The sequence below is a fragment of the Allomuricauda sp. XS_ASV26 genome (assembly GCF_041224615.1).
In the GTDB taxonomy this organism is placed as follows: domain Bacteria; phylum Bacteroidota; class Bacteroidia; order Flavobacteriales; family Flavobacteriaceae; genus Flagellimonas; species Flagellimonas alginolytica.
The window spans coordinates 43,146-65,963 of record NZ_JBGFGK010000031.1 but is presented as its reverse complement, the minus strand read 5'-3'; the positions used below and the strand labels follow the sequence as shown (position 1 = coordinate 65,963).

Below are 22,818 nucleotides of genomic sequence, written 5' to 3'. Positions count from 1 at the left end.
AATTAGTTATGGATTTTAAGTATGGTAAACTTATAATGAAATCAAATGATCTCATGCGAGACATTGAATCCAAAAGCGCTCAGGTCGTCATCGGGTCTCCACCATATAGCGGCAACATGAACCAAACCTCAAAAAATTCAAAAGGCTGTTTCTTAAACCTCATGAAAGGTGTAATATTTAATGGTCATCAAATATTGAGCGATTCAGGAGTATTTATAAACATTTCCACAGATGAACGTGTCAACGGTTCCTTATGGCAAAAATCAAATGATATTGCCTTTCTGGCTCAAGAATTGGGATTCACCCTTATTGATCACATCATCTGGAGCCGCACTAAAGTTTCTCTTTTTCGGGTTCCTTTTTCACATATCATGATTTTCAAAAAAGGCAAAACCATTACCCCAAGTCCTTCTAAGGAATTGAGTCGGACCTTTCTGGAAAAAATATGGCATATTCCGGATTCCCAAATCAGGAAAGATAGCCTTGGCCTTAAGTTCACGGGGGCCTTGAATCCAAAGGTTGCAGAGCTTTTAATTTCAAGATATTCAAAACCTGGCGATCTAGTAGTAAACCCCTTTGTGGGATCAGGTACAATTATAGCGCAGGCAGAATCTTTAAGGAGAAAATGGATAGGGTATGAAATTAATCGGGATCTTCTTCCATTAATTAAAGAAACAATGGGCCGGGTAGTCATCAAAACGTCAAATACTGTCGAATAATGAAAGCACTAATGACACTTATTGGACTGCTTTGTATTTTAACAGTTCAGGGACAAAAAAAACCTCAAAAATGCGAAACAAAAACGCTGATAGAAGTAAAGGAATTACTCGCTTTCGAGAAATTTGAGGAGGCACTAGAAAGGATTAAACAAACCAAGCTTGATAATTGCCCGGAAAATTGGCTGAGCGAAGAAAAGTTGAATGCCATTAAAGGTATAAAACAAAAAAGCAAGGACTCCATTGAATTAGAGTTGATTCAAATCTATATTCATTTCAAGCATTTTGAAGCTGCTAAAAGCAGGTCTTTGAAGTTGCTCGAGGATAAACCATTACTGAGTACAAAGATGGCTTGCCTTGAACTGTTGGCTGCAATAGAGAATCAGCAAAATAAGGATAACCTATTTTTCGATTCGATAACGTTTGATCAAGCGGGAAGACATATCGATGCCTTTCGCTATAATGAGGGAATCGAAAATTATAACCAGATAAAAGAAAAATCGAATAAAAAAATTGCTGCAATAAAGACCAAAGAGGCTGAATTATCCAGTTTGACAATTATTGGTCAAATCGGACAATGGTTGAGTAAAAATAAGACTTCAATTTTTTTACTGATTCTTGTATTTTTTTACATATGCTTAAGATGGTTATTCAAAAAACGTTCAAGGTCAAAAAAGATACTAATAGTAGAAGAAAGCAAGAGTTATCCGGGATACAAGGGAAGATTCGAGCTCCTATTTCATACAATGAACACCAAATATGAGGATAGTCAAAAATCCCTTTTTGTCAATGTTCCCGATAAAAGTCGTTCTATTCGTTTGGACATTTGGGAAGAACATGATTTGGTTGAATTGGAATCGGCTGTATCGGAATTAAAATATCTCCAATGGGCTATTTTGTTCTATAAACGACTGTCAAAACCAGATTATACTCTAACTTATTCCATAGAGAAGGACGAGAAAAACAAACATATGTCTTTCCGTGCTATCTTTGTAAAAAAATCGCAGCTGCTCTTCCCTTATAACAAAACCACACATGTAATGTGGTGGTATAGAAATGAGGACGAATTGATTTACGATTTGGTATATCGTATACATACCAATATAAATTCTTGAAAAAGGTACGATTATGAATGTCAACACTGAAAACTTCCAGGCTTTTGAATTGTATTCTTTGGGATTGGATACCTTCAGAATATATTTAGGTAACAAAAAACAGGAATTATTAAGGGATGCATTGACCAAATTTGATCAAAGCGTTGATTTGGACCCTAAATTTTTCTTGCCTCGATATTACCAAGCGGTAGTAAAAGATTTAATGGGAGATTATGAAGAGGCTTCTGAAGTTTTGGAGTCCTTAAAAGATACTGCTCCTTCGGATTTTAAGGACTTAGTTTTTTATTCTTTAGCAATCGCTCTTTACCATTATTACAATCCTGCGAAAATTGAGGAATCAATTGAAATTTTTGAATCTGTCAAAAGTAGAAATCCTTATGTCAACCTACTTGCTAGAGCAGGAAAAATACAATCCATGGCTGTTCATATGATGCTTTCCTATAGGGAGAAATCTAAAGCCAAAAAAGCAATAAAGGACAAAAAAGATATTATTAAAGAAGGAAAGGAAATACTCAAAAAACTCACTGCTCTAAATTGGTTTTCATTGAAGGGTAGAAAACAGGACACGATTACCCACCAAAAGGAGATTAGATGGATTACCTACAATGCGATGGGACTGGCCTTTATGTACGTTTCAGATACCGTTCGTTACCAAGACAAACTTGAAAAAAACAAAAGTATTCCTGAGAATTATTTGAAAGAGCTCAAAAAAGCCCGTGAATATTTCGAAAAGGCAGATAAAATAAATTCCGGTCATTGGGCCATCCTTTCCAACAAAGGTTCTTTGAACCTAAGAAAAACCGCGCTTGAATATTACTATGAAAAAGATGAATTATGGGGGACGACACTAAAGGAAACCATTATCGATTTTGAGAAAGTTTTAGAAGTTAGGCCCGATTATGACTTTGCGTATTATGAATTAGGAAAAGTCAATAGGATGACTGAAAGATGGGAAGAGGCTATCAATCATTTCAATCAAGCACTTGAAGTACAGGAAAAAGGCAACGTAAATGTTCCTAAAAGCTCAATAGAAAGACAAATAAAACTTTGCAAACAGCAATACGCTAAGTTTTTTTAAATATTAGAATTGGTTCAAATTTTTTCGATTCATTTGTCCTATAGGGTCTGGAAACGGTTTGAAGTTGTAGAATTTTTTTAAGTTGAAATTTCCTTTTTGCTATTGCCATGAAATCCTCCTCCAACGGATAGTTCCTGACATTTTTGATATGGAGCACCAAATAGCCTTTGGAATGTATGATTCGATGTGATTCATTAACAATTTTTTTCAAAAATCCATTTTTCCAATCCTCATAATTGGGGAATCTGATATGACTCTGCGTAACTTCAGATCCATATTGTTCGTAATCAAAATAGGGTGGACTACTGAAGGCCAAAGAAAATGAACCGCTTTCCAGTTGTTCCAAATGGGTTTCAGCCATATCTTTCTTAAGAGTCGCGGTACACTCGAGTTGCATTCTATCGCGGCAATATTTGAGTAGTTCCCTATTCCCCAGGTATTGTTCTAAAGCTGGGTCGACACCATAATAATGACGTTTTAAACTGGCACATCCCAATAGTCTTCCTCCAAATCCGGCACAAAAATCCAAGACTGGGTCATGGTCTCCAGAATAGGTCTCAATGATTGCCTTTGCCACAGCGGGCCTAAAATTGGTTACTGACCTTGTTTTACTATAGACACGAATGGCATTTCTTAAATAGGTATTGTTATATACCCTTCGTTCGGGCCAAATGGATATTGACTTATCTATTATTTTTTTAAGGATTCGGGCATCTTCAAATCGGTCCATTGGAGAATAGGCATCCTTGACTCGTATTTCCCAAATCTGTGGATGAAAGTAATTTGCAAGCTGTAATCCTGTAGGATTAAGTTTGACTATGTTATTATTTTTTATAACATCTCTTGGACTGAGTTTGGCTAATCTTTCGTATTCTTTTTTGAACATACCATCTTTACGCTCTGGATAAGGGAAACCATGCTCCATCCAATAGGTAAATGCATCCTCTTTTATCATCTCCTGCATTTCGGGGGACATTTTTAAGATATCCTTGCCCTTTAATTCCAAAATATATTCTAATTCAGAGACATCTCTACAGTTGTCATGTATCGTTTCACTTCTTCCCAATGTCATCTCTACTCTTTATTGACTTTGGGCCTATCGCAAATGAATGAGTTCATCATAAATTCCTTTTCTTTTTTCCTGTTCTTTTCCTTTTCGGCCAATATTCATATGCCTTATTGAGCTGTCTCTTGTAAACCTCTTCTCTATTCTCTGCGGGTAGCATTAGTTGCTGAGAAAGCAAAAATTCAAAATAATCATTGCTTGGCAACTCACTACCATTTTCTCTTACCAAAACCCACAATTCAGGCTTACCAATCTCCAAATCGGATATACAATGACCCAACAATATTCCATCAATTTCTTCACGTGTAAAAACATTGCGTGTAAGCAAAATCAAATGCTCATAATCAACTGTGGATTTGTTTTTTGCCGTAGTAACCATTTCATTGTAAATGATTAATGGATAATCGAAGTCCATTGTTTTATTGCCCATAGTCGTGTAGATTCATGAATTATACAAAACTCTAAATACAATATCGGTAGATCTACTTGGGTTCCATTAAACAATCACTGTTTTGGTTATTACCACTTCATGAGAAGGATATTTTGCCTGATGTCTGTTCTTTGCTGCATAGGCCTCCTCCTTTTCTTTAAATGAAGCGCTATAATCACTTTCCATACAAGTCAGCTTATATGGTTTTTCCTCAAGTAAGTTAATTTTTTCAGCTACGTTCATTGATTTTAATTTTGTGGTTCATACTTGAATTTTATTGGCACTGTAAGTCTCAACCCTATGGTATTTCTTGCAAATAGACCTAAATCTGAATTCCCTCTATTTCCCAAATCACGTAAAGAGTAAAAAAGCTCCACATTTACCACTGACCCTTTCTTTTCTTGGCTTTTATAAGCCAATAATAATCCAAACTCGGCATTGAACAAAGGCTTTTGAAATTGGCTGAAATTAGCAGTTGGATAAATATGCAATGCAGCATAGTTACCACTGAATAAAAAATAATACATATCCGTGTATAGGGTAACGCCAGCGATATCATCCCTATAATCCCCAGTGTACACAAGGGTTTCATTAGAGGTTGTTCTTGTTGTCTGACCTGTGGTGGACACGATAGATAAATCCTCCAAGGTCATGGATTTTAGGGCACTAAAATTATCCCCATAATTAATAGTCATCCCTGTATTGATCAGGTAGGACTTCCACTGCTTCAATTGATTCTGGCTATGCCATGAATATTGCAGATTTAGTTCTAAATTAGCAGATTCCTTGACATTAACTTGTTCTTGTGATGTTTCCCCTTCATAGAGCACAAAACTTTTCAATCCAATCTTTGTCCCTACTGAAAACCAATTAAATTTGGAACCATAAGTTTGAACGGCTTCCCTATCATGTTTCACCAATGCCTTTTGTAATTTTGTACCTTCCAGACTGATTAATAATTCTTTATTTTCCTTTAAATAAGTAATTTCACCCTCAACCTCTTTCAATTCATCACTTAGCTCTTTCTTTTTGGCATAAAGTTTCTTTTCTTGTTCCTCAATTTTGAATTTTTCAAGCTTGTCTTCTAATTCCGAAAGTTTGTCTTCAAGATTCTTTTTACTTAGATATGTCGCTTTAATTTCCTTATCATTTTGCAATGCCAATCTTTTCTTGATGCATTCTTTAGAAAAGCAGTCCTCAAGTTGCTGGATTGCTTTCAGCCTTCGAAAATAATAGGTAGAGTCTTCCTTTTTGATGAATTTTTGATATTGTTCCAAATCCATAAGCTGCTGCTTAATTAATTGCAGTTCCTCGACCATTGCTTCCGCTTCTAAGGATTTTGGTTTACCATCTCCAAGCTGAAGGCTTGTAACCTTTATATACTTTAAATTTTTATCTATTTCCGAAATCTGGCTATTCAATGTGTTTTTTTTGGTAAGGAAGCTTTTCAAATTTTCACCTTTACGAATTGACTCTTCCTTCAATGATGCGTCAGTAAGTAATTTTCTCTTTTGCATTCGCTTGGAATCCCAATCTTCTTGGTCAAGGGTAAAATGTATTTTTTTTGAGGCATCGATAAAATGATATTGTACTCCGAGATTAAGATTATAATTGAGTTCATTATTGTTTATGAACTTTAATGTTCCATCTGATGTCCCACCACTCAGGTTTAAACCGAAAACACTTCCATCCCCAACGAAGGATGCTGCGAATGATGCCTTGGTTTCCCCTATATTGATACTTGCATAATTCCCTATATAATTTGTCGGCACATCAGATAAGGCCATGGTAAATTCCTTATTGAATAGAGCCTTCCTTTCAGTTTCGGTCAGAGTGCTTCCATTTTCTAGAATTTCCTCATACGAGGCTGAATTAAATCCCTTGGGCATTTCACCCGACTGGGCATTCAACCTTCCAGAATAAAAACAAATCACGATTAGTATAATGCCTGGGATTATGGCTTTCATATAGATATAATGGTTGGTTATTCAGAAATAAATCTTAATTAATCAATTTATCCGATTGATCAATTAAGTTCATGCCAATGAAAAATGGGGTAAGAAATACAGAAGCAATATCTGATTGTTAAATTTAAAGATTCATGAAGACAATTGGTTACACAAAAACCTTAAAAATTCTGGGGTTTTTACTTAATTTTAATTAAATCTTTCCCTTCAAGTACTTTTACGGTTTACTATCTCCTTAGATTTTTCTTATTCGATTTCAGGACTCTGATATTTTAAAGGTGCTGGGATAGACGTAAAAATTAAACTAGGTACTATAAATTCAAGCTTTAAAAATAGAATGGTATTTGTAAAGTTGGTAAGAATATTAGTTGGGGAATCAAAATTCGTTCGGAAAATATTCGGAATGTTTGACAACAAAAAAGACCTAAACAATTAATTTTCAATTGAATAGGTCTTTTATTCAGTGCGGGTGAAGGGAGTCGAACCCCCACGCCTTGCGGCACTAGATCCTAAGTCTAGCGTGTCTACCAATTCCACCACACCCGCGAATTGGAGTGCAAATATAAATCAATTTTCCGATTTGCAAATGCACTCCCCTTAAAAACTTGTTTTTTGTACTTTTAGGGTCCTTTTTAATTCATATATGAAAGACATAAATAATTACATCAACACGAACAAAGACAGATTTATCAACGAATTGATCGACCTACTAAAAATCCCCTCCATTAGTGCGGATCCGGCTTATTCCAAAGATGTTCTGGCAACTGCGGAAGCGGTAAAAAAATCATTGGAGGACGCTGGTTGCGAAAACACCGAAATTTGCGAGACCAAAGGTTATCCAGTGGTGTATGGCGACAAGATTATTGACCCCGATTTACCCACTGTTTTGGTGTATGGGCACTACGATGTTCAACCGCCGGACCCAATCGATCTTTGGGATTCCCCTCCTTTCGAGCCCGTGATCAAGAACACCGATCTACACCCCAACGGTGCCATTTTTGCCCGTGGGGCCTGCGACGACAAAGGACAGTTCTTTATGCACGTGAAAGCCGTTGAATATATGATCAACAACAACGCTTTGCCCTGTAACGTAAAGTTTATGATCGAAGGTGAAGAAGAAGTAGGAAGCGATAGTTTAGAGGATTTTCTTAAGGAAAACAGTGAAAAACTTAAAAACGATATTATCCTGATTTCGGACACTGGGATGATTGCCAACGATACCCCGTCCATAACCACGGGACTGCGAGGACTAAGTTATGTCGAGGTAGAAGTTACCGGTGCCAACCGGGACCTGCATTCCGGGATCTACGGAGGCGCTGCACCCAACCCTATCAATGTGCTGGCCAAAATGATTGCGCAACTCCACGATGAGAACAACCATATTACCATTCCAGGGTTTTATGATAAAGTCGAAGTTATTTCGGACGAAGAACGTGCCAAAATGGCCAAAGCCCCTTTTGACCTGGAAGCCTATAAAAAATCCTTGGATATTGGCGATGTACATGGAGAAAAAGGGTATTCAACACCGGAAAGGTTCGGTATCCGACCTACCTTGGATGTCAATGGAATTTGGGGCGGTTACACAGGCGAAGGTGCAAAAACAGTAATCGCGAGCAAGGCTTATGCCAAGATATCCATGCGATTGGTTCCCGATCAAGATTGGCACGAGATTACAGAACTGTTCCAAAAACATTTTGAATCGCTGGCGCCAAAAAGTGTAAAAGTAAAGGTAAAACCACACCACGGTGGACAAGCCTATGTTACCCCGATCGATAGTATCGGATACCAAGCGGCATCCAAGGCCATGGAAACCACTTTTGGAAAAACCCCAGTACCGCAACGGACGGGAGGAAGCATTCCAATCGTTGCCTTGTTCGAAAATGTTTTTGACAGTAAAACAATCCTTTTGGGCTTTGGTCTGGACAGCGATGCCATACACTCGCCCAACGAACATTTTGGCGTATGGAACTTTCTAAAGGGCATAGAGACCATCCCTTACTTTTATAAATATTATACCGAAATGAAGGGCTAGAGTTTTTTTACGTACTTGGTCACAATCACAATATTCTGACCATCTACCTTACCTTCAATATATTCAGCATTTTCGTGATCCAGGGAAATCCGTCTAACGGCGGTTCCCTGTTTTGCGACCATGCTCGACCCTTTTACTTTCAGGTCCTTCACCAACACCACACTATCTCCATTTTCCAAAATATTGCCATTCACGTCCCTGTGGATAATTTTTTCACTGTCCGACATACCTTCGCCAGTTGCCTTCGCCCACGCCAAAGTTTCATCGTCCATGTACATCATATCCAAAAGATCTTGCGGCCAGCCTTCGGATTTTAAACGGCTGAGCATTCGCCAAGCAACAACTTTTACCGCATCGTGTTCGCTCCACATACTATCGTTTAAACACCTCCAATGATTCGGGTCTGTTGTCTCCGGGTTCTCTATTTGATCTTTACAAATTCGACTTATTAAAATACTGCCATCCAAGCCTCCCGTGGAAACTGGTGGAACCTCATAAATGATTAAATCTTCCGCTACACCGCTCAATTCGCAAACTCCTCCACTTCGTTCACGTAATTCGTCGATTAACCCCATAATGAATTATTTATGGGCAAACTTAACATTTTTAGAAGATGATAAAACCTTTTAACACCATAAAACAATTCTACATTTGTAGAATTAAAATTTTTATTCTATGTTTGTAGAGCAATTTTTTTAAAACAATCGAAAATGCAATTGTCGAAATCCGAGGAAGAGTTAATGAACATTGTCTGGAAATTAAAAAAAGCCGTAATGAAGGACCTTTTGGATGCCTACCCGGAGCCAAAGCCGGCCACAACCACGGTTGCGACTCTTTTAAAGCGAATGACAGACAAAGGTTTTGTCGCCTACAATCAAATTGGAAGAAGTAGGGAATACTATCCACTGGTAAAAAAGAAGGATTACTTTTCCAAGCATGTCAACGGGCTCATTAAAAACTTTTTTAACGATAGTGCAAGCCAGTTCGCCTCCTTTTTTGCCCAAGAAACGGATTTGACCAAAACCGAGCTCGAAGAGCTGAAAAAATTGATCGACAACGAAATCAAAAAGAAATAACTATGCTGGTCCTTTTATTAAAATCCACAGCTTGCCTGACCGCTTTTCTAGCCTTTTACAAACTGGTACTGGAAAGGGAAAGCATCCACCATTTTAAGCGATTCTATCTTGTGGCCGCTATAATTGCCTCTTTTTTGATTCCAAATATGGTTTTTACAGAATATATCGAGGCCCTACCATCCACGGAGATGGAGAATATTCCAATTTTAACCGATTTACCCACTACACAAGCGCCCCAAAATGCCGTACAAGAGGAAAATTTTAGTTGGGGGCCTGTACTATGGAGCATTTATGGCCTGGGGGTCTTAGGCTTCGGGTTTCGCTTTATAGGCCATCTTGCACAGATTTGGTCCCGTATCCGTAAAAACCCAAAGCACAAGGATAATTTTATTACCCGGGTACTGCTTAAGCAACCCATGCCGCCCCATACATTTTTCCGGTTTATCTTTTTGAACCAAAAACAATTCGAGAATAAAAGCATACCGCAAGAAGTACTTTTACACGAAGAGACCCATGCCAAACAAAAACATAGTCTGGACATCTTGTTTATTGAGCTGCTTCAAGTGGTGTTATGGTTTAACCCGTTGATCTATCTTTTTAAATCTTCCATTAAGCTGAACCACGAGTTTTTGGCAGATAGTGCAGTGATCCAAAAGAACAACGACCATTCACATTATCAAAATACGATCCTATCGTACTTATCGCACGATGGACATATCACACATCAGTCGACCGGCATTGCAAATGCCATAACTTATTCATCAATCAAAAAACGTTTTACAGTCATGAAAACAAAAACAACAAAAAAATCATTTGTACTCAAGAGCTTTTTGCTCTTGCCACTGACCGCATTGCTTCTTTTTGGGTTTTCCGAAACACGGCAGATAGAAAAAGATGTAACCATTGATCAAATTATCCAGATGGATCTTAATGCTGACGGCAGCGTCCGAATAGAAAATAAAATGGTTCAGTATGAGGAAATTGCCCAGACTTTGAAGCAAGATTACCTTCGTACCATTAATGCGGAGGAAACCAAGGTAGAGATCAACGTGGAACATCCCGTTCATTTAAACTTTCTAAACAATATTGCCGCAGAGATAAGAACAACGGGGATCGACCTTATTAAAATAATGGCCGCCGAAGTGATTATGGAAGAAGGACAATATTCCGATCATATTCCGCTTACACCCTCTACCACCATATTAAAGGCCGACCGAATGACGATTGTAGAAAACACTGCTGCCCGATCGGATATGGCCATTTATAACCAATTGGCCAAAAAATATAATGCAGTCCCTGTTGAAGAACGAATTATCCCACTAAAGGATCTTAAGCTATTGGAAAACATCTATAAAAAAATGGACGAGGCAGAAAAAAGCAAGGCCCAGCCGTTCCCCGAATGTCTACCCAAAAATATTGGTCAAAAAACCGTTAACCCAATAGAGATCCACATCAACAATAAGAGCAATCTATTGTTTCAAAACAAATCAATTCTATTGGAAGATTTGGAGGATGAGCTCTCAAAAATCAATAACCATCTTTCTTTTGAACAACGTAAAAAAGTCATTCGTTCGATTGTTCAAGTAGAGGCCAAAACCTCCAAAAAAGTCATCAGCAAAGTTGATAAAATATTAACGGAATACGGCACTGCGACAATTAACGTTTTAGGCCCAAAACAAGCGAATCAACAAAGTGCCTCCAGGGAAGAAATGAAGGAGTACAATACCTTGGCCAAGAAATACAACGCTATGGACCGCAATAATATGACCATCAAAAAGAAAGATGTGATGCGCCTAAAAGAAATCTATGAAAAAATGTCCCAGAAACAACGTGATGATGCGGAGCCCTTTCCGGATTTTCCCGCTCCGCCACCAGCTCCTAAATCTCCCAAGGCGCCAAAAGCAACTAAACCGGTGAATGAGGCGAACCCTAAAAATCTTCCAGTACCACCAACGCCCCCAGCACCACCAAAACCTATTGAACACGTGAAAGAAATGGCGGAAAAAGGAGCATCTTTCACCTACAATGGCAAAGCCATAACAGCAAAAGAGGCCGTTGAGGTGGTTCAAAAGAACCAACACATCAATATCGATGCCCGCGAAGCCCATGGTGCCCGTCCTGTGGTAAAACTATCAACCGATCCCATTGTGATAGATAACTAACATTCCAAATTTCAAATAATGTTAAAAGCCCCATAAATGGGGCTTTTTATGTAACAAATCATACAAAATTGCGTTCTAATACTCTATCAATCAAATCAGAACACTATAATGCTTCAACGTTTTTTTATTTTCTGCTCGGGGGCCGACACCAACATTCTTGAAACCTGCTCCAATGGCGAGCGCAACAAATATGCTGGCATTGGTGCCACCGTATTCTTTACGGCCGTAATGGCTTTTATAGCTTCGGGCTATGCACTTTTCACCGTATTCGACAATATTTACACCTCCATTTTCTTTGGGTTGATTTGGGGTTTGCTCATTTTCAATTTGGACCGATATATTGTTTCCACAATTAAAAAGCGAGATAATTTTAAAGGGGAGTTGCTCCAAGCGGCTCCACGGATTGTACTCGCTTTGATCATTGCCGTAGTGATTTCCAAGCCTTTGGAAATGAAGATTTTTGAAAAGGAAATCAACCAAGTGTTATTGGAAGAGAAAAATGCCCTTACCTTGAACAACAAGGAACAATTGGCCTTGCAATTCACTCCAAAAATTGAAAGCCTGAACCAAGACATTGCCCGCCTAAAAGGAGAGGTTGCCACCAAGGAAACGGAGACCAATGCGCTTTACGATACTTACATTTCCGAAGCAGAAGGTACTGCTGGAACTGGTTTGTTGGGCAAAGGCCCCGTTTATGAAGAGAAACGTGAGAAGCATGATGCCACTTTAGCGGAATTGAACAGTTTGAAAAAAACAAACGCTTCAAAAATTGAAAATATCGAGGCCCAAATAGCGGCATTGGAAACCGATTACAATACAGCGGTTACCAATTCACAACCCATTATTGATGGTTTTGATGGACTCATGGCACGTATTAACGCTTTGGGCAAATTGCCCTGGTTCCCATCCTTTTTTATCTTCTTATTGTTCTTGGCGATTGAAACGGCACCGATCATTGCCAAATTATTGGCGCCCAAAGGGGAGTACGATTACAAATTTGAAGAACAGGAAAGTGTGGTAGCCACTTGGGTGACCCAAAAAGTGGAACAGCGCAAATTATTGTTGGCCACAGATGGGGAAATCAACCAGCAGATCTATGCCGACATTAAAAACGAGGAGGAACTCTATCGCTACAAAAAAGAAAAGGCAGAAGAGTTGTTGCGTTTACAAGCGGACTCCTTTCACAATGTGCAGGTGAAAGGTTTATAATCTTGAGCCTATATAGCTTAAAATCCTTTCATTCGTCAATCCAAAACCTATATCCGTCAATTGTCCATTGATTAATTGGAGTAATTTCCTGAACTTCATTTCTGTCTGCCAATAACATTTAAGTATAGTTTTCTAAAAATTATTAAAATGATGTTTGGCTATATTTTGGAATCAATTTGAAAAAACATGAAATATACAGGAATCTTAATACTTATTTTTCTAGTTGGATGTAATTCAGCAATAAAAAATGAAAAAGCAAAAGTTGTTATTGAGGAAGGTGCTAAGACAGTTATTTCTGAAGATAGTCAAACAAACAATCAAAATTTAAATACTACTACCGCTAATGAGTCTTTCGAAAACTCAAATAACGAATATTGGGTAGGTTTTTTTAATCCCCACAGTGAAATTAACTTGCAAGACAAAACCATTAGTGCTGATGACGGACTTTATTGGGGCAGAAGTAATAAAATAAGTATCTCAATTGACAAGATTATCGGTGATTCTTTGATTGGGCATAGTGTGGTTGCAGGAAATCATAGACCTTTTTATGGTAGATCTTTTATAAAGGATAATGTAAAAGAATATATAGTAAAGGAGCCAGGGGATGACCAATACGATGGTCAATTTACTTTTAAAATAACAAACAATAAGCTTATTGGCGTATGGGAGGCTTATAAGAAAATTGATATTCCAAAGCGTGAATATGGTCTTAGCAAAAAAACTTTTAAATATGACCCAAATATAAATTTAAGTAGAAGAGGCCGCTATGGGGACTGGAATAAATTCATTGATCATGGGGCTCAATATGAAGTATTTGACAAAGGAACTCCTGATGAAGAAATTTATGAATGGATAAAAAGGGAGTATGCTTCATCTACGGAAAAAATATATGAAATAAACGCCTCAAACACCTTACTTACCAAGGAAGTCATTGAAAATCTTACTAATAGTGATTTGGTGGTAATAAGAAATACAATTTACGCTAGACATGGTTATTCATTTAAAAACAGACCTTTGCGTGTATTTTTTGATGAACAAGATTGGTACATACCTGTTCATGCCGACATTAAGCAAGAATTTACCGAAATAGAAAAGAAAAACATTCAACTTCTATTAAAATACGAAAAAAATGCTAAGGAATATTACGATTATTTTGGAAGAGGATAATTCTTAAACAAAGATTAAGTTTTGACTATTTCTAAAATAAATGTGATCAATATTATAAAAACCATTAGTTATTGTGGCCTAGGTTATCTAAGCTATTTAATGGTTTTGATTACGATACAATATATTCCTATAAGATTCGATGTTGCTTTTTTAGCTATAAAACAAGATGTAATATCAAAACCTTACTACCAAATATCTTTTTTTACTCATGTTTACACAGCTATTTTCGTCTTGCTATTGGGCTTTTTTCAATTTTCAAAAAGGCTTCGCAAAAAATACCCGAAATCTCACCAAGCTTTTGGAAAATTATATATAGGTTTAATCATTCTACTTTCAGGTCCTTCAGGATTTGTAATGGGAATACATGCTAATGGAGGAATCTATTCTCAGGCTTCATTTTGCTTGCTATCCCTATTATGGGTATATTTTACAGTACAAGCTTATCGTTACGCTAGAAAGAAAGAATGGAGATTACATTCAAAATTTATCTATAGAAGCTATGCTCTTACATTATCAGCTTTAAGTTTAAGACTATTTAAGTGGGTTATTGCAACCACCGTTGCTCTACCTCCCATGGATATTTATAAGATAGTGGCATGGGCTGGTTGGTTGGTTAACCTTTTAATTGCCGAACTGATTATCTTAAATGAAGATAGAAGACTAGTTGTATTAAAGGACGGAGCTAAATAAATAATTCTTTAAGGCCAACTTCAAAACCTTGTTCTCATCACAGACAATTCTGATTTCGCAATAACAAAAGCCTGTGAATGGTTGCGATACCTCTTAACTCAATTCTGCTCACAAAAGCACCCATAAAAGGGCTTTAATCCACAATCCCCATATTTTTTAGCAGAAAAGAGGCGTTCATGTTTTGGCAAACGCCTTCTTTGAACTTGTAATCAAAAAATAACTCTCCGTTGATGATCTGGGCATCAAAATAACGATTTTCCACTTCGGAAAGCTCGTCGGCAAGTGTACAAAGGCTCAAGTCGTGAGTGGCCACCATTCCCGTAGAACCATTTTTCACCAATCGCTCCACAAACTTTTTGGAGCCCTCCGCCTTGTCCACACTGTTGGTACCTTTTAAAATCTCATCCAAGATCACAAAGCAGTCCCCTGTGTCCAATTCTTCCACAATATATTTTAAGCGTTTGAGCTCAGCATAAAAATAGGAAGTCTCATCTGCCAAAGAATCGGAGGAACGCATACTCGTTAACAAACGTACCGGGGCATATTTAACATCTTTGCCCTTGACCGGCAATCCCATATTTGTCATAACGATTTGTAATCCAACAGCTCTTAAAAATGTGCTTTTACCGGCCATATTTGCACCTGTAACTATGCAAAAACGTCCTTTTCCAATTTCAATATCGTTTAGAACGTTCTTCCCTGGGTCAACCAACGGATGACCTACCGCTTTCGCACTGAGCACGGTGGGGCCATCGACCAAAATAGGATAGGTATGGTCGGGATGGTTAAATGCATAGGTTCCCAAGCTAATATAAGCATCGAACTGGGCTATTGCAGAAAACCAATCGGCCACCTCTGTCCCATACTTATCCATCCAGCGCTCCACTTGATTGGCATAATACAGACTGTACAGCCCCAAGCCCTGTCCAAAAATGGAAACAATTAGGTTGTACTGATGTTCCAACATGGTCATGCTCCGCGAAAAACGTTTCAAAACACTGGAGGTTCGCTCTCCTTCTACCGTTAATGTTGCCTGCAGTTCTTGCAAAAGTCCCGATTTAAAACTTTGTCCTTCTATTTCCGCGATCAATCGTTGATGCTGCTGAATAGTATCCTGTGCTTGGGAAACGTTGACAGAAAATTCCAAAATGCCCTTGGCATACCTGCCCACAATGGCCATTCCCAAAAAATACCAGAAAAGCACCAAACTTTCGGGGACCCAACCCATTATGGCGGCACTGATAAAAAATAGGGAAGCCAATACAAATAAAGGCGCACCGAACCTCACCCATTTTGGGGTAATTGCTTTGTGGTTCCTCATCCAATCGGAAACAATGTCCGGAGATGTTTTAGGTCGGGTCTCCCCTGCCAAAGCCGAAAAGTGCTGTCGCCATTCGGGGAGTTGGGCCAATTCCTTTATTGCTTCTTGTTTTTTGATGATATCCTTAGGATATCCATCCAACAAAAGATCGGAAAAAAATTGACGCCCTTGTCGCAAGGTTGTTCGGTTTGCATATTGATAAAAAGACCCCCTTCCAAAAAGATCAAGATCTTGGGCGTAAGGATGGTCCGGTCGCATAAACTCCTTACCATCCGGTAAATGATGGAATCGACGCTGTAAAATTTCCAGTTCGTTGGTATTGATGAGCACCAACCTGTCCAGATACTTTTTGTAACGTTTCACATTGCTGAACCGTGTTACCAAAAAAAGGAACAACACCACTAATATTGGAAGTAAAAATACTAGGGCCGATGAACCCCACAATACATAAATGGCCAACCAAAAAGCTACGAAAACGGAAAGACGAAGTGTTGCCAAAAGAGAGAGCGTTCTCTTTTTTTGTTTACGTTCAGCTTCGAACACATTTCTTTGAGCCGTATAAAATTCGTGTAGGTCCGTCATTAAAAAATCAATCTAAATCTCTAAGTTCCTGCTGAAGTTTTTTGGTTAAACCGGATACGACCAAATCATAGGAATGATCTACTAAATCCTTGATCAATTTAGGCGGTAATTGTTCCAAAAAAATAGTGTTCCAATGTTTCTTGCTCATGTGATAGCCGGGAATAATTGCCCCATCGTATTCTTCTCTAAGAATTTCGGATTTTTCGGGATCACATTTTAAATTGCATTGGGTCGGGATACGTTCCAAAGGTGCCAAAGCGAACATTTTCCCCATAACCTTAAATACCAATGTACTTTCATCAAACGGGAATTCTTCTGTTACGCCCTTCTTGGATAAACAAACTTCCCTAAACTCCTCAATATTCATTTTAAATACCTTTGGAATCGTAAACAATCACCTTTTCCCAAAGGTCTTCACACTCTTCAATAAAAACAAGGTGTGGCGGTTCAGCCTGGTAAGCGGCTTGATCTTCGGCGGACGCAAAGGTCAATATCAACGAATAAGTGAACGAATCATCCACCACATCCCGAACGGCTTTAGGGGGCTTGCCAATGAACTTTGTTTTGGCGTATTGGGAATTGTTCAGAAATTTGGTCAGTGAAGCTTCAAAAGTAGCTCTATCCGCCTTACTGTCGGGGTTTTTGAACCAAAAATAAACGACATGTGTAAAAGTAGGGTCGAATGTAGTCTGGGTCTTGTTCTGGGCAAAGCTCATTGCAGAAATTGTCCCCATCAAAAGGAGAGCTATACATTTAGTTTTCATCTTAACTTTCTATTTTATGTTTTTCCTGTTCGGATATTTCCAATGCGGAGTAATCGAGTTTCCAGCCAATGGTCTCCACAATTTTTTCCACTACCAATACAGCCTGCAAAGCTTCGTTCTTTGCTGTCTGCATTAAACCACTTTCTGGGATTCTCTGTTTGATATGTTCCTTGGCCTCTTGATTTAGATTGGTTAAATCCGTGGGGGAAAAACTATTGAAGATTCCGTTTTTTATATCATAAAATTGTAGGTCGGGCTCAATGGACAGTACTTCTGGCTCCGGAAAATGGCTCAATACTATTGTTTTTTTATCATTTATGGCTTTTAGGCTCAATTTATTGAGGTCGTAACCGATATGTGCCTTGGCCTTGATAACAATTAATGCCTTTTTTTTGCTGCGGAACAGGCTCATAAAACTGTCCTTTGTGTTTTCGTAATGGTAGATTTCGGCAAAATCCCCTTCTACGGAAACCAGTTTACAGACGCTCCGGATCTTGTTCAAGATAACGGTGGATTGTTCCTCGGTAATCTCTTTGTTCCTCTTCTTACGGAACAGGGAAAAGACCCAATACATAAGTATGGCTCCCAAAATCAATCCTAAAATTATGTCGACGACGTCTCCCATTAATTTTTTCCTATTTCACCCAAATGGGTAAACTTGAATCCTTTTTCATATTTTAAGCCATATCCCAACATTCTATCCAAAGCTGAATGTGAAAATATTATTATTCCACATAACTTTAAAATGGGCATATCTAAAAAACTTGCGCCGATTAAATAAAGAAAAATCCCAATCCCTTTATGATGAAATATGTTATAGATTGTCGCTCCCAATTTATTACCGAACAGGTACCCTACCATTCCTATATCAGGAACAAGAATCAATATTAAAAACCACCACCATTGCAAATCAAGTTGCATAAAAATAAAGAAACCAAATAGTAACATCATGGCTTCTTCCAATTTAAGTACTGTTTTCATCTATTTTGTTTCAATTTTGTAAAGTACGGGCCTACTGGGACTGGCATCGTTTTCGAAAGGGGCCACTTGTAGATTTAAAAAGTAAGTTCCATCCTCCACTTTGTTGGGCACATAAATAAATTCGGTAATAGTGGCTTTTTGCCTTGGCTTTCCGCTCTTGTTCCAAAAGGCCTTATGTGCTAAAAGCTCTCCCCCATCTCTTTCCTTATCCACCGATGGCAGGTCGATCAACAAATGTTCCACACCTTTTTTTACCAGATATTTGGCCGCGGCTTCGGTTAAATAAGGTGGATTGGTATCCGAATAGTGCCTGGACTTCTTATCTCCCAAATTTGGCAGGGTCCTGATCACAATGGCCTGTCTCTTTTTATTGCCCAAGGCATATTTAATCTGTTTTTCGGAAATCACAAAATCGTTGGCCTGTTGTTCCGGGGCCACCGTGATCACCTCGGCAAAAAAGAAAAACTTTTTAAGTTTTTTGTTCACGGAATTGAATTCTTCGGAAATATGGCCCAAACACTCGGTATGTGTAACGTGCGAGTGCGGATTGAACCAGACATCGTTAAAATTTACCGGCGCTCCTTCGGATACCTTGCCCACAAAACCATCTTGTTCGTGCGGCTCTATTTTTGGCGGCCCTAGGTACCACGCATTTACATTTTTGTCCCCGCCTTTAAGGGGTATGGAAATATCGAGAGGCTGGGCAAGGTCTATTTTATAGTTTCTTGAGTTGTGTTTTATCGAGGCTATCATCTATGCGTAACTTGTTTGGAGTAATTAAGTCAATTCATTTGATAAATGCAATTTTTATATGTGTTGCTTTGGGTTGTTTCAGGAATTTAAATGAATATGGGATATCCCTATGTAGAATGAATCTAGTTTTTTACTTAAAAAACGACTAACTTCACATACCTATGCTGAACACGTTTGGGTATCGACGGATAAAATCGGCTACAATTTTTAATGAAAGCGCAACTAATCGCAACCATTTCCAGGCATATTGAACTTAGTTCCGAAGAAGAGAACTTAATTAAGGGGTTTTGGAGTGAGAAAACCCTTGAAAAAGGCGATTATCTCTTGCAAAACGGGCAAACATGCCGCACCGACAATTTTGTTGTTGACGGGGTGCTAAAGGCCTTTTATATAGATCCAGAAACAGGAAAGGAAGAAATTCTATATTTTGCTATTGAAAATTGGTGGGCAACGGATATCGATAGCTTTCAAAAACAACAACCTTCCATCTACAACATTCAAGCCATTGAAAAAACCATATTGTTACAGATTCACCATAGTTCTTTTCAAGAAATGTTAAAGCAGATTCCAAAGCTTGAACGTTTTTTTAGAATCATCCTGGAAAATTACCTTGGGAGTTTACAAAGGAGAATTATCTTAAATAAGATTTTTGATGCAGAACAACGCTATCTGGATTTTTTGAAAAATTACCCTAAAATTTCCGACAAAGTCCCCAACTACCTCATAGCATCGTATTTGGGGATTTCCGCCGAGTTTTTAAGCCGAATTCGCAAAAAAATCGAAGCATCTTGAACTAGGTCAATTTTTTTCATTGTCCAGATTCGGAATTTTGTCCCACAAACAAAAATTTTGAATTATGAACAAGGTATTGATCATCAACGCAAGTGTAAGAAAGGAAAGGTCGCACAGCCGAAAACTAACAGAGCTTTTTAAGGATAACTGGAAAAAGAAAAATCCCAACGACCAATTTACTTATCGGGAAGTGGGCTTAGAGGAAATTCCGCCCATAAATGAAAAATGGATCGCCAGTGCATTTATAAGCCCCAAGGAAAGGACAAACGAAAATCAGACGGGGGTTGAACTCAGTAATGCATTGATCAAAGAATTTAAGGAACATAATGTATATGTTTTGGGAACACCCATGTACAATTGGTCCATTCCGAGCGGACTAAAATCCTACATTGACCAAATCATGAGAATTAACGAGACCTGGAAATTCCGTTCGGGCAAGCCAGACGGGGATTATGTTGGGTTGCTAGAGAACAAAAAAATGTTCATCCTATCAAGTCGAGGGGATACGGGCTATGGAGAGAACGAGAAAAACGAGCATATGAATTTCCAAACAACCTACTTGAAATTTGTTTTCGGGATTATGGGAATAAAGGACATTTCCATAATTTCTTTGGACAATGAAGAGTTTGGTGGAGAAATATTCGAGAACTCCAAAAAAGAAATCTACCAAAAGATCCAGAATATTTGATAACAGTTGCCAACTCGGGTTCTAATAAGGTTTTAAAGGGATTTTGTAAAGAAAAATCACTTGAACTGGAGTATTTGAGATTATCGTAAGAAAAACAAATCGCTTGCAATCCCATCTGCCAAAAACTTGCCTTTTTTGGTCGTAAGCAGTTTTTGCCCCTCCAGAATCAACAATCCCTGATCAAGAAATCTTGCAGCTTGTTGATCAAGGTATTGCACATAGCGCTCTCCAAAATCTGTGGCTACCTGCTCCAAATCTACACCCCAAATGGTGCGCAGGCCGGTCATTACAAATTCGTTGTACCTATCGGGAGTGGATAGGGTCTCAATTTCCAATGGCAGGACACCCTCTGCTATTTTTTTAAGGTAGATGGGGTTGTTGCGGATATTCCAACTTCGATGTTTGCCATTAAAAGAATGTGCCGATGGCCCTACACCCAAATACGATTTGCCCAACCAGTATGCCGTGTTGTTCTTGGAGAAATAATCAGGTTTCCCAAAATTGGAAATTTCGTAGTTCACAAACCCATGGGCTTCCAAGGTATCCACCAAAATATAAAATTGTTCTTGTGCCTGCTCGTCGTCCACATTGGGAACCACGCCTTTTTCAATAAATTTTTGGAGCGCCGTTCTAGGCTCTACCGTTAGTGCATAACTGGAAATATGGGGCAATCCAAAATCCAAGGCCTTTTGGATATTGGTTTTCCATCGTTCATTGGTCATACCAGGAATGCCGTAAATAAGGTCGATAGTGATGTTATCGAAATACTGGGTGGCCTCTTTAATGCATTTTTCTGCTTCAGAAGCATTGTGGGCACGGTTCATCAGCTTTAAATCTCCATCAAAAAAAGATTGGATACCGATGCTAAGGCGGTTTACGGGACTTTTGGATAATTCGATGATTCGATTATTGGATAAATCATCTGGGTTGGCTTCCAATGTAATTTCGGGCCGATCAATTACTTTGTAATTGTCGTAAACGGTTTTAATCAGGAACTCAATTTCGTCATTGGAAAGCACCGATGGGGTTCCTCCTCCAAAATAGATGGTCTCGATGCCTCCCCGCATCTCGGGTCTTCGCAATTGTAATTCTTGGGCAATAGCTTTTACCATGGCCTCCCTTTTTCCCAATTGTGTGGAAAAATGGAAATCACAGTAATGGCAAGCTTGCTTGCAAAATGGAATGTGGATATAAATACCGGACATCAATTGTCAATTAACAGTAAACAATATACAATGATCATTTAGTCCTTTTAGTAGTTTTTAGGATGGAAAACATGATTTTCGAAAGTTCATCAGCCTGCGCAATCAATTTATTGGCGTTGTCTTTGGTTACATATTCCGAATCTTTGAGAAGTGCCAACTAGTATTTTACTTCCAAACTCTCCTTGTAAGCTATTGAAATTTTGGATGAAAAATCAGCTGTTGAGATAGCTCCGTTTGCTTCACTAATATTTGCACCAATTGATCTCCCTGACCGAAGCATTTGTTTGGACAGCACATATTCTCGTTTTGAAGCCACAATGGTCTTATACAATCTAACGGTTGCCAAAGCGAAATCATAAGATTTCATCAATAAAGGGTTCTCTTTTTGCATAGGTAGATAAGTTTGGGATGGGGAAAATCTAGTTAATCATCAATTGTTTATTGTTTAATGTAAATTGCTAATTGTTCATTGTTTTTTGACTTTGTTTGGATTTTGTTTGATAAAAGCCTCCCATCCCGTGTAACTTTTTCCAACTTCTACCCTGCCCTCGTTGTAGAAATGGCAAACTGCCGCCGCCAGACCATCTGTACTATCCAAATTTTTTGGGAGTGACTTTAACTTTAGGACACTTTGAAGCATTCGTGCCACTTGTTCCTTACTGGCGTTACCGTTTCCGGTTATGGCCATTTTAATCTTCTTGGGCATGTATTCGGTAATCGGCACCTGTCTCGAAAGACCCGCTGCCATGGCAACGCCCTGCGCACGGCCCAATTTGAGCATGGACTGTACATTTTTTCCATAAAAAGGGGCTTCGATGGCAATCTCGTCCGGATGATAGGTATCGATAAGCTCCAAGGTACGCTCAAAAATTAGCTTGAGCTTAGTGTAGGGGTCATCATATTTTTTGAGCATCAACTCGTTCATTTGCACAAAGTGCATTTGCTTGTTGATCACCTTAATGATTCCAAAACCCATGATCGTGGTACCAGGGTCTATTCCCAATATTATCTTTTCTGATGCCAA

General features: G+C 38.5%; 25 protein-coding genes and 1 tRNA gene. 11 read left to right on the top strand and 15 right to left on the bottom strand.

Features of this window, described 5'->3' with window-relative positions; all coding sequences use genetic code 11:
- Positions 1 to 8 precede the first annotated feature (8 nt).
- Genes AB9K32_RS07790 through AB9K32_RS07780 form a run of 3 tightly spaced genes read left to right on the top strand, consistent with a single transcriptional unit; the run spans position 9 to position 2,909 of the window.
- Complete coding sequence (locus tag AB9K32_RS07790) at positions 9 to 719, top strand: DNA methyltransferase (RefSeq protein WP_369884856.1); 711 nt, start codon at positions 9 to 11, stop codon at positions 717 to 719.
- Complete coding sequence (locus tag AB9K32_RS07785; protein WP_369884855.1) at positions 719 to 1,831, top strand: hypothetical protein; 1,113 nt, start codon at positions 719 to 721, stop codon at positions 1,829 to 1,831. The genes AB9K32_RS07790 and AB9K32_RS07785 overlap by 1 nt, the downstream gene beginning before the upstream one ends.
- A gap of 13 nt (positions 1,832 to 1,844) precedes the next feature.
- The gene (locus AB9K32_RS07780) at positions 1,845 to 2,909 is read left to right on the top strand and encodes a hypothetical protein (protein ID WP_369884854.1); all 1,065 of its coding nucleotides are present in this window, start codon (positions 1,845 to 1,847) and stop codon (positions 2,907 to 2,909) included.
- On the opposite strand, the gene AB9K32_RS07775 is transcribed toward AB9K32_RS07780, so the two are convergent.
- From AB9K32_RS07775 to AB9K32_RS07755, 5 genes are all read right to left on the bottom strand, one after another.
- A complete protein-coding gene (locus tag AB9K32_RS07775) occupies positions 2,896 to 3,981 on the bottom strand; it encodes a hypothetical protein (RefSeq protein ID WP_369884853.1) in 1,086 nt (361 codons plus the stop codon). The genes AB9K32_RS07780 and AB9K32_RS07775 overlap by 14 nt on opposite strands.
- 46 nt (positions 3,982 to 4,027) lie before the next feature.
- Complete coding sequence (locus AB9K32_RS07770; protein ID WP_369884852.1) at positions 4,028 to 4,405, bottom strand: hypothetical protein; 378 nt, start codon at positions 4,403 to 4,405, stop codon at positions 4,028 to 4,030.
- A 66-nt stretch (positions 4,406 to 4,471) separates the two neighbouring features.
- Positions 4,472 to 4,648 carry a hypothetical protein gene (locus AB9K32_RS07765; protein WP_369884851.1) on the bottom strand — a complete coding sequence of 59 codons (177 nt, stop codon included), beginning with the start codon at positions 4,646 to 4,648 and terminating at the stop codon, positions 4,472 to 4,474.
- Positions 4,649 to 4,653: 5 nt separating this feature from the next.
- Positions 4,654 to 6,372 carry a hypothetical protein gene (locus tag AB9K32_RS07760; protein ID WP_369884850.1) on the bottom strand — a complete coding sequence of 573 codons (1,719 nt, stop codon included), beginning with the start codon at positions 6,370 to 6,372 and terminating at the stop codon, positions 4,654 to 4,656.
- Between the two features lie 464 nt (positions 6,373 to 6,836).
- A tRNA-Leu gene (locus AB9K32_RS07755) sits at positions 6,837 to 6,918 on the bottom strand.
- A 97-nt stretch (positions 6,919 to 7,015) separates the two neighbouring features.
- Between AB9K32_RS07755 and AB9K32_RS07750 the strand changes: the two genes are divergently transcribed.
- The gene (locus AB9K32_RS07750) at positions 7,016 to 8,404 is read left to right on the top strand and encodes a dipeptidase (RefSeq protein ID WP_369884849.1); all 1,389 of its coding nucleotides are present in this window, start codon (positions 7,016 to 7,018) and stop codon (positions 8,402 to 8,404) included.
- On the opposite strand, the gene AB9K32_RS07745 is transcribed toward AB9K32_RS07750, so the two are convergent.
- The gene (locus AB9K32_RS07745; RefSeq protein WP_369884848.1) at positions 8,401 to 8,979 is read right to left on the bottom strand and encodes a PhnA domain-containing protein; all 579 of its coding nucleotides are present in this window, start codon (positions 8,977 to 8,979) and stop codon (positions 8,401 to 8,403) included. The two genes, AB9K32_RS07750 and AB9K32_RS07745, sit on opposite strands and share 4 nt — an antisense overlap.
- Before the next feature lie 135 nt (positions 8,980 to 9,114).
- On the opposite strand from AB9K32_RS07745, the gene AB9K32_RS07740 reads away from it, so the two are divergent.
- The 5 genes from AB9K32_RS07740 (at position 9,115) to AB9K32_RS07720 (ending at position 14,708) form a co-directional block, all read left to right on the top strand.
- On the top strand, positions 9,115 to 9,480 hold the full coding sequence (locus tag AB9K32_RS07740) for a BlaI/MecI/CopY family transcriptional regulator (protein ID WP_224835565.1): 366 nt from the start codon (positions 9,115 to 9,117) through the stop codon (positions 9,478 to 9,480).
- Positions 9,481 to 9,482: 2 nt separating this feature from the next.
- On the top strand, positions 9,483 to 11,642 hold the full coding sequence (locus AB9K32_RS07735) for a M56 family metallopeptidase (protein WP_369884847.1): 2,160 nt from the start codon (positions 9,483 to 9,485) through the stop codon (positions 11,640 to 11,642).
- A gap of 108 nt (positions 11,643 to 11,750) precedes the next feature.
- Positions 11,751 to 12,851, top strand: a complete 1,101-nt coding sequence (locus AB9K32_RS07730; RefSeq protein WP_369884846.1) for a DUF4407 domain-containing protein — start codon at positions 11,751 to 11,753, stop codon at positions 12,849 to 12,851.
- A gap of 186 nt (positions 12,852 to 13,037) precedes the next feature.
- Positions 13,038 to 14,018 (top strand): YARHG domain-containing protein, encoded by a 981-nt coding sequence (locus tag AB9K32_RS07725; protein ID WP_369884845.1) that lies wholly within the window; start codon positions 13,038 to 13,040, stop codon positions 14,016 to 14,018.
- 21 nt (positions 14,019 to 14,039) lie between these two features.
- Entirely contained in the window at positions 14,040 to 14,708 is a 669-nt protein-coding gene (locus tag AB9K32_RS07720) for a DUF2306 domain-containing protein (protein WP_369884844.1), read from the top strand.
- Positions 14,709 to 14,841: 133 nt separating this feature from the next.
- On the opposite strand, the gene AB9K32_RS07715 is transcribed toward AB9K32_RS07720, so the two are convergent.
- From AB9K32_RS07715 to AB9K32_RS07690, 6 genes are read right to left on the bottom strand one after another with little or no spacing between them, the layout of a single operon-like run.
- Positions 14,842 to 16,611 (bottom strand): DNA mismatch repair protein MutS, encoded by a 1,770-nt coding sequence (locus AB9K32_RS07715; RefSeq protein ID WP_369884843.1) that lies wholly within the window; start codon positions 16,609 to 16,611, stop codon positions 14,842 to 14,844.
- A gap of 7 nt (positions 16,612 to 16,618) precedes the next feature.
- Complete coding sequence (locus AB9K32_RS07710; protein ID WP_224835569.1) at positions 16,619 to 16,978, bottom strand: MmcQ/YjbR family DNA-binding protein; 360 nt, start codon at positions 16,976 to 16,978, stop codon at positions 16,619 to 16,621.
- Between the two features lies 1 nt (position 16,979).
- On the bottom strand, positions 16,980 to 17,375 hold the full coding sequence (locus AB9K32_RS07705) for a Dabb family protein (RefSeq protein ID WP_224835570.1): 396 nt from the start codon (positions 17,373 to 17,375) through the stop codon (positions 16,980 to 16,982).
- 1 nt (position 17,376) lies between these two features.
- Positions 17,377 to 18,000: a DUF4230 domain-containing protein gene (locus AB9K32_RS07700; protein WP_252078883.1), complete on the bottom strand. Its 624-nt coding sequence runs from the start codon at positions 17,998 to 18,000 to the stop codon at positions 17,377 to 17,379.
- A complete protein-coding gene (locus AB9K32_RS07695; protein WP_369884842.1) occupies positions 18,000 to 18,356 on the bottom strand; it encodes a DUF4260 domain-containing protein in 357 nt (118 codons plus the stop codon). Before AB9K32_RS07695 ends, AB9K32_RS07700 begins: the two co-directional genes overlap by 1 nt.
- Positions 18,357 to 19,109 (bottom strand): cyclase family protein, encoded by a 753-nt coding sequence (locus AB9K32_RS07690; protein ID WP_293296973.1) that lies wholly within the window; start codon positions 19,107 to 19,109, stop codon positions 18,357 to 18,359.
- A 210-nt stretch (positions 19,110 to 19,319) separates the two neighbouring features.
- Between AB9K32_RS07690 and AB9K32_RS07685 the strand changes: the two genes are divergently transcribed.
- Both AB9K32_RS07685 and AB9K32_RS07680 read left to right on the top strand, forming a co-directional pair.
- Complete coding sequence (locus AB9K32_RS07685; protein ID WP_369884841.1) at positions 19,320 to 19,901, top strand: Crp/Fnr family transcriptional regulator; 582 nt, start codon at positions 19,320 to 19,322, stop codon at positions 19,899 to 19,901.
- Between the two features lie 64 nt (positions 19,902 to 19,965).
- Positions 19,966 to 20,589, top strand: a complete 624-nt coding sequence (locus tag AB9K32_RS07680; protein ID WP_224835576.1) for an FMN-dependent NADH-azoreductase — start codon at positions 19,966 to 19,968, stop codon at positions 20,587 to 20,589.
- An 80-nt stretch (positions 20,590 to 20,669) separates the two neighbouring features.
- On the opposite strand, the gene hemW is transcribed toward AB9K32_RS07680, so the two are convergent.
- The 3 genes from hemW to ruvC all read right to left on the bottom strand — a co-directional run bounded on the left by hemW (position 20,670) and on the right by ruvC (position 22,818).
- On the bottom strand, positions 20,670 to 21,794 hold the full coding sequence (gene hemW, locus AB9K32_RS07675) for a radical SAM family heme chaperone HemW (protein ID WP_369884840.1): 1,125 nt from the start codon (positions 21,792 to 21,794) through the stop codon (positions 20,670 to 20,672).
- Between the two features lie 157 nt (positions 21,795 to 21,951).
- Positions 21,952 to 22,185 carry a four helix bundle protein gene (locus AB9K32_RS07670; protein ID WP_252078870.1) on the bottom strand — a complete coding sequence of 78 codons (234 nt, stop codon included), beginning with the start codon at positions 22,183 to 22,185 and terminating at the stop codon, positions 21,952 to 21,954.
- 75 nt (positions 22,186 to 22,260) lie between these two features.
- Positions 22,261 to 22,818 carry a crossover junction endodeoxyribonuclease RuvC gene (gene ruvC / locus AB9K32_RS07665; RefSeq protein WP_224835579.1) on the bottom strand — a complete coding sequence of 186 codons (558 nt, stop codon included), beginning with the start codon at positions 22,816 to 22,818 and terminating at the stop codon, positions 22,261 to 22,263.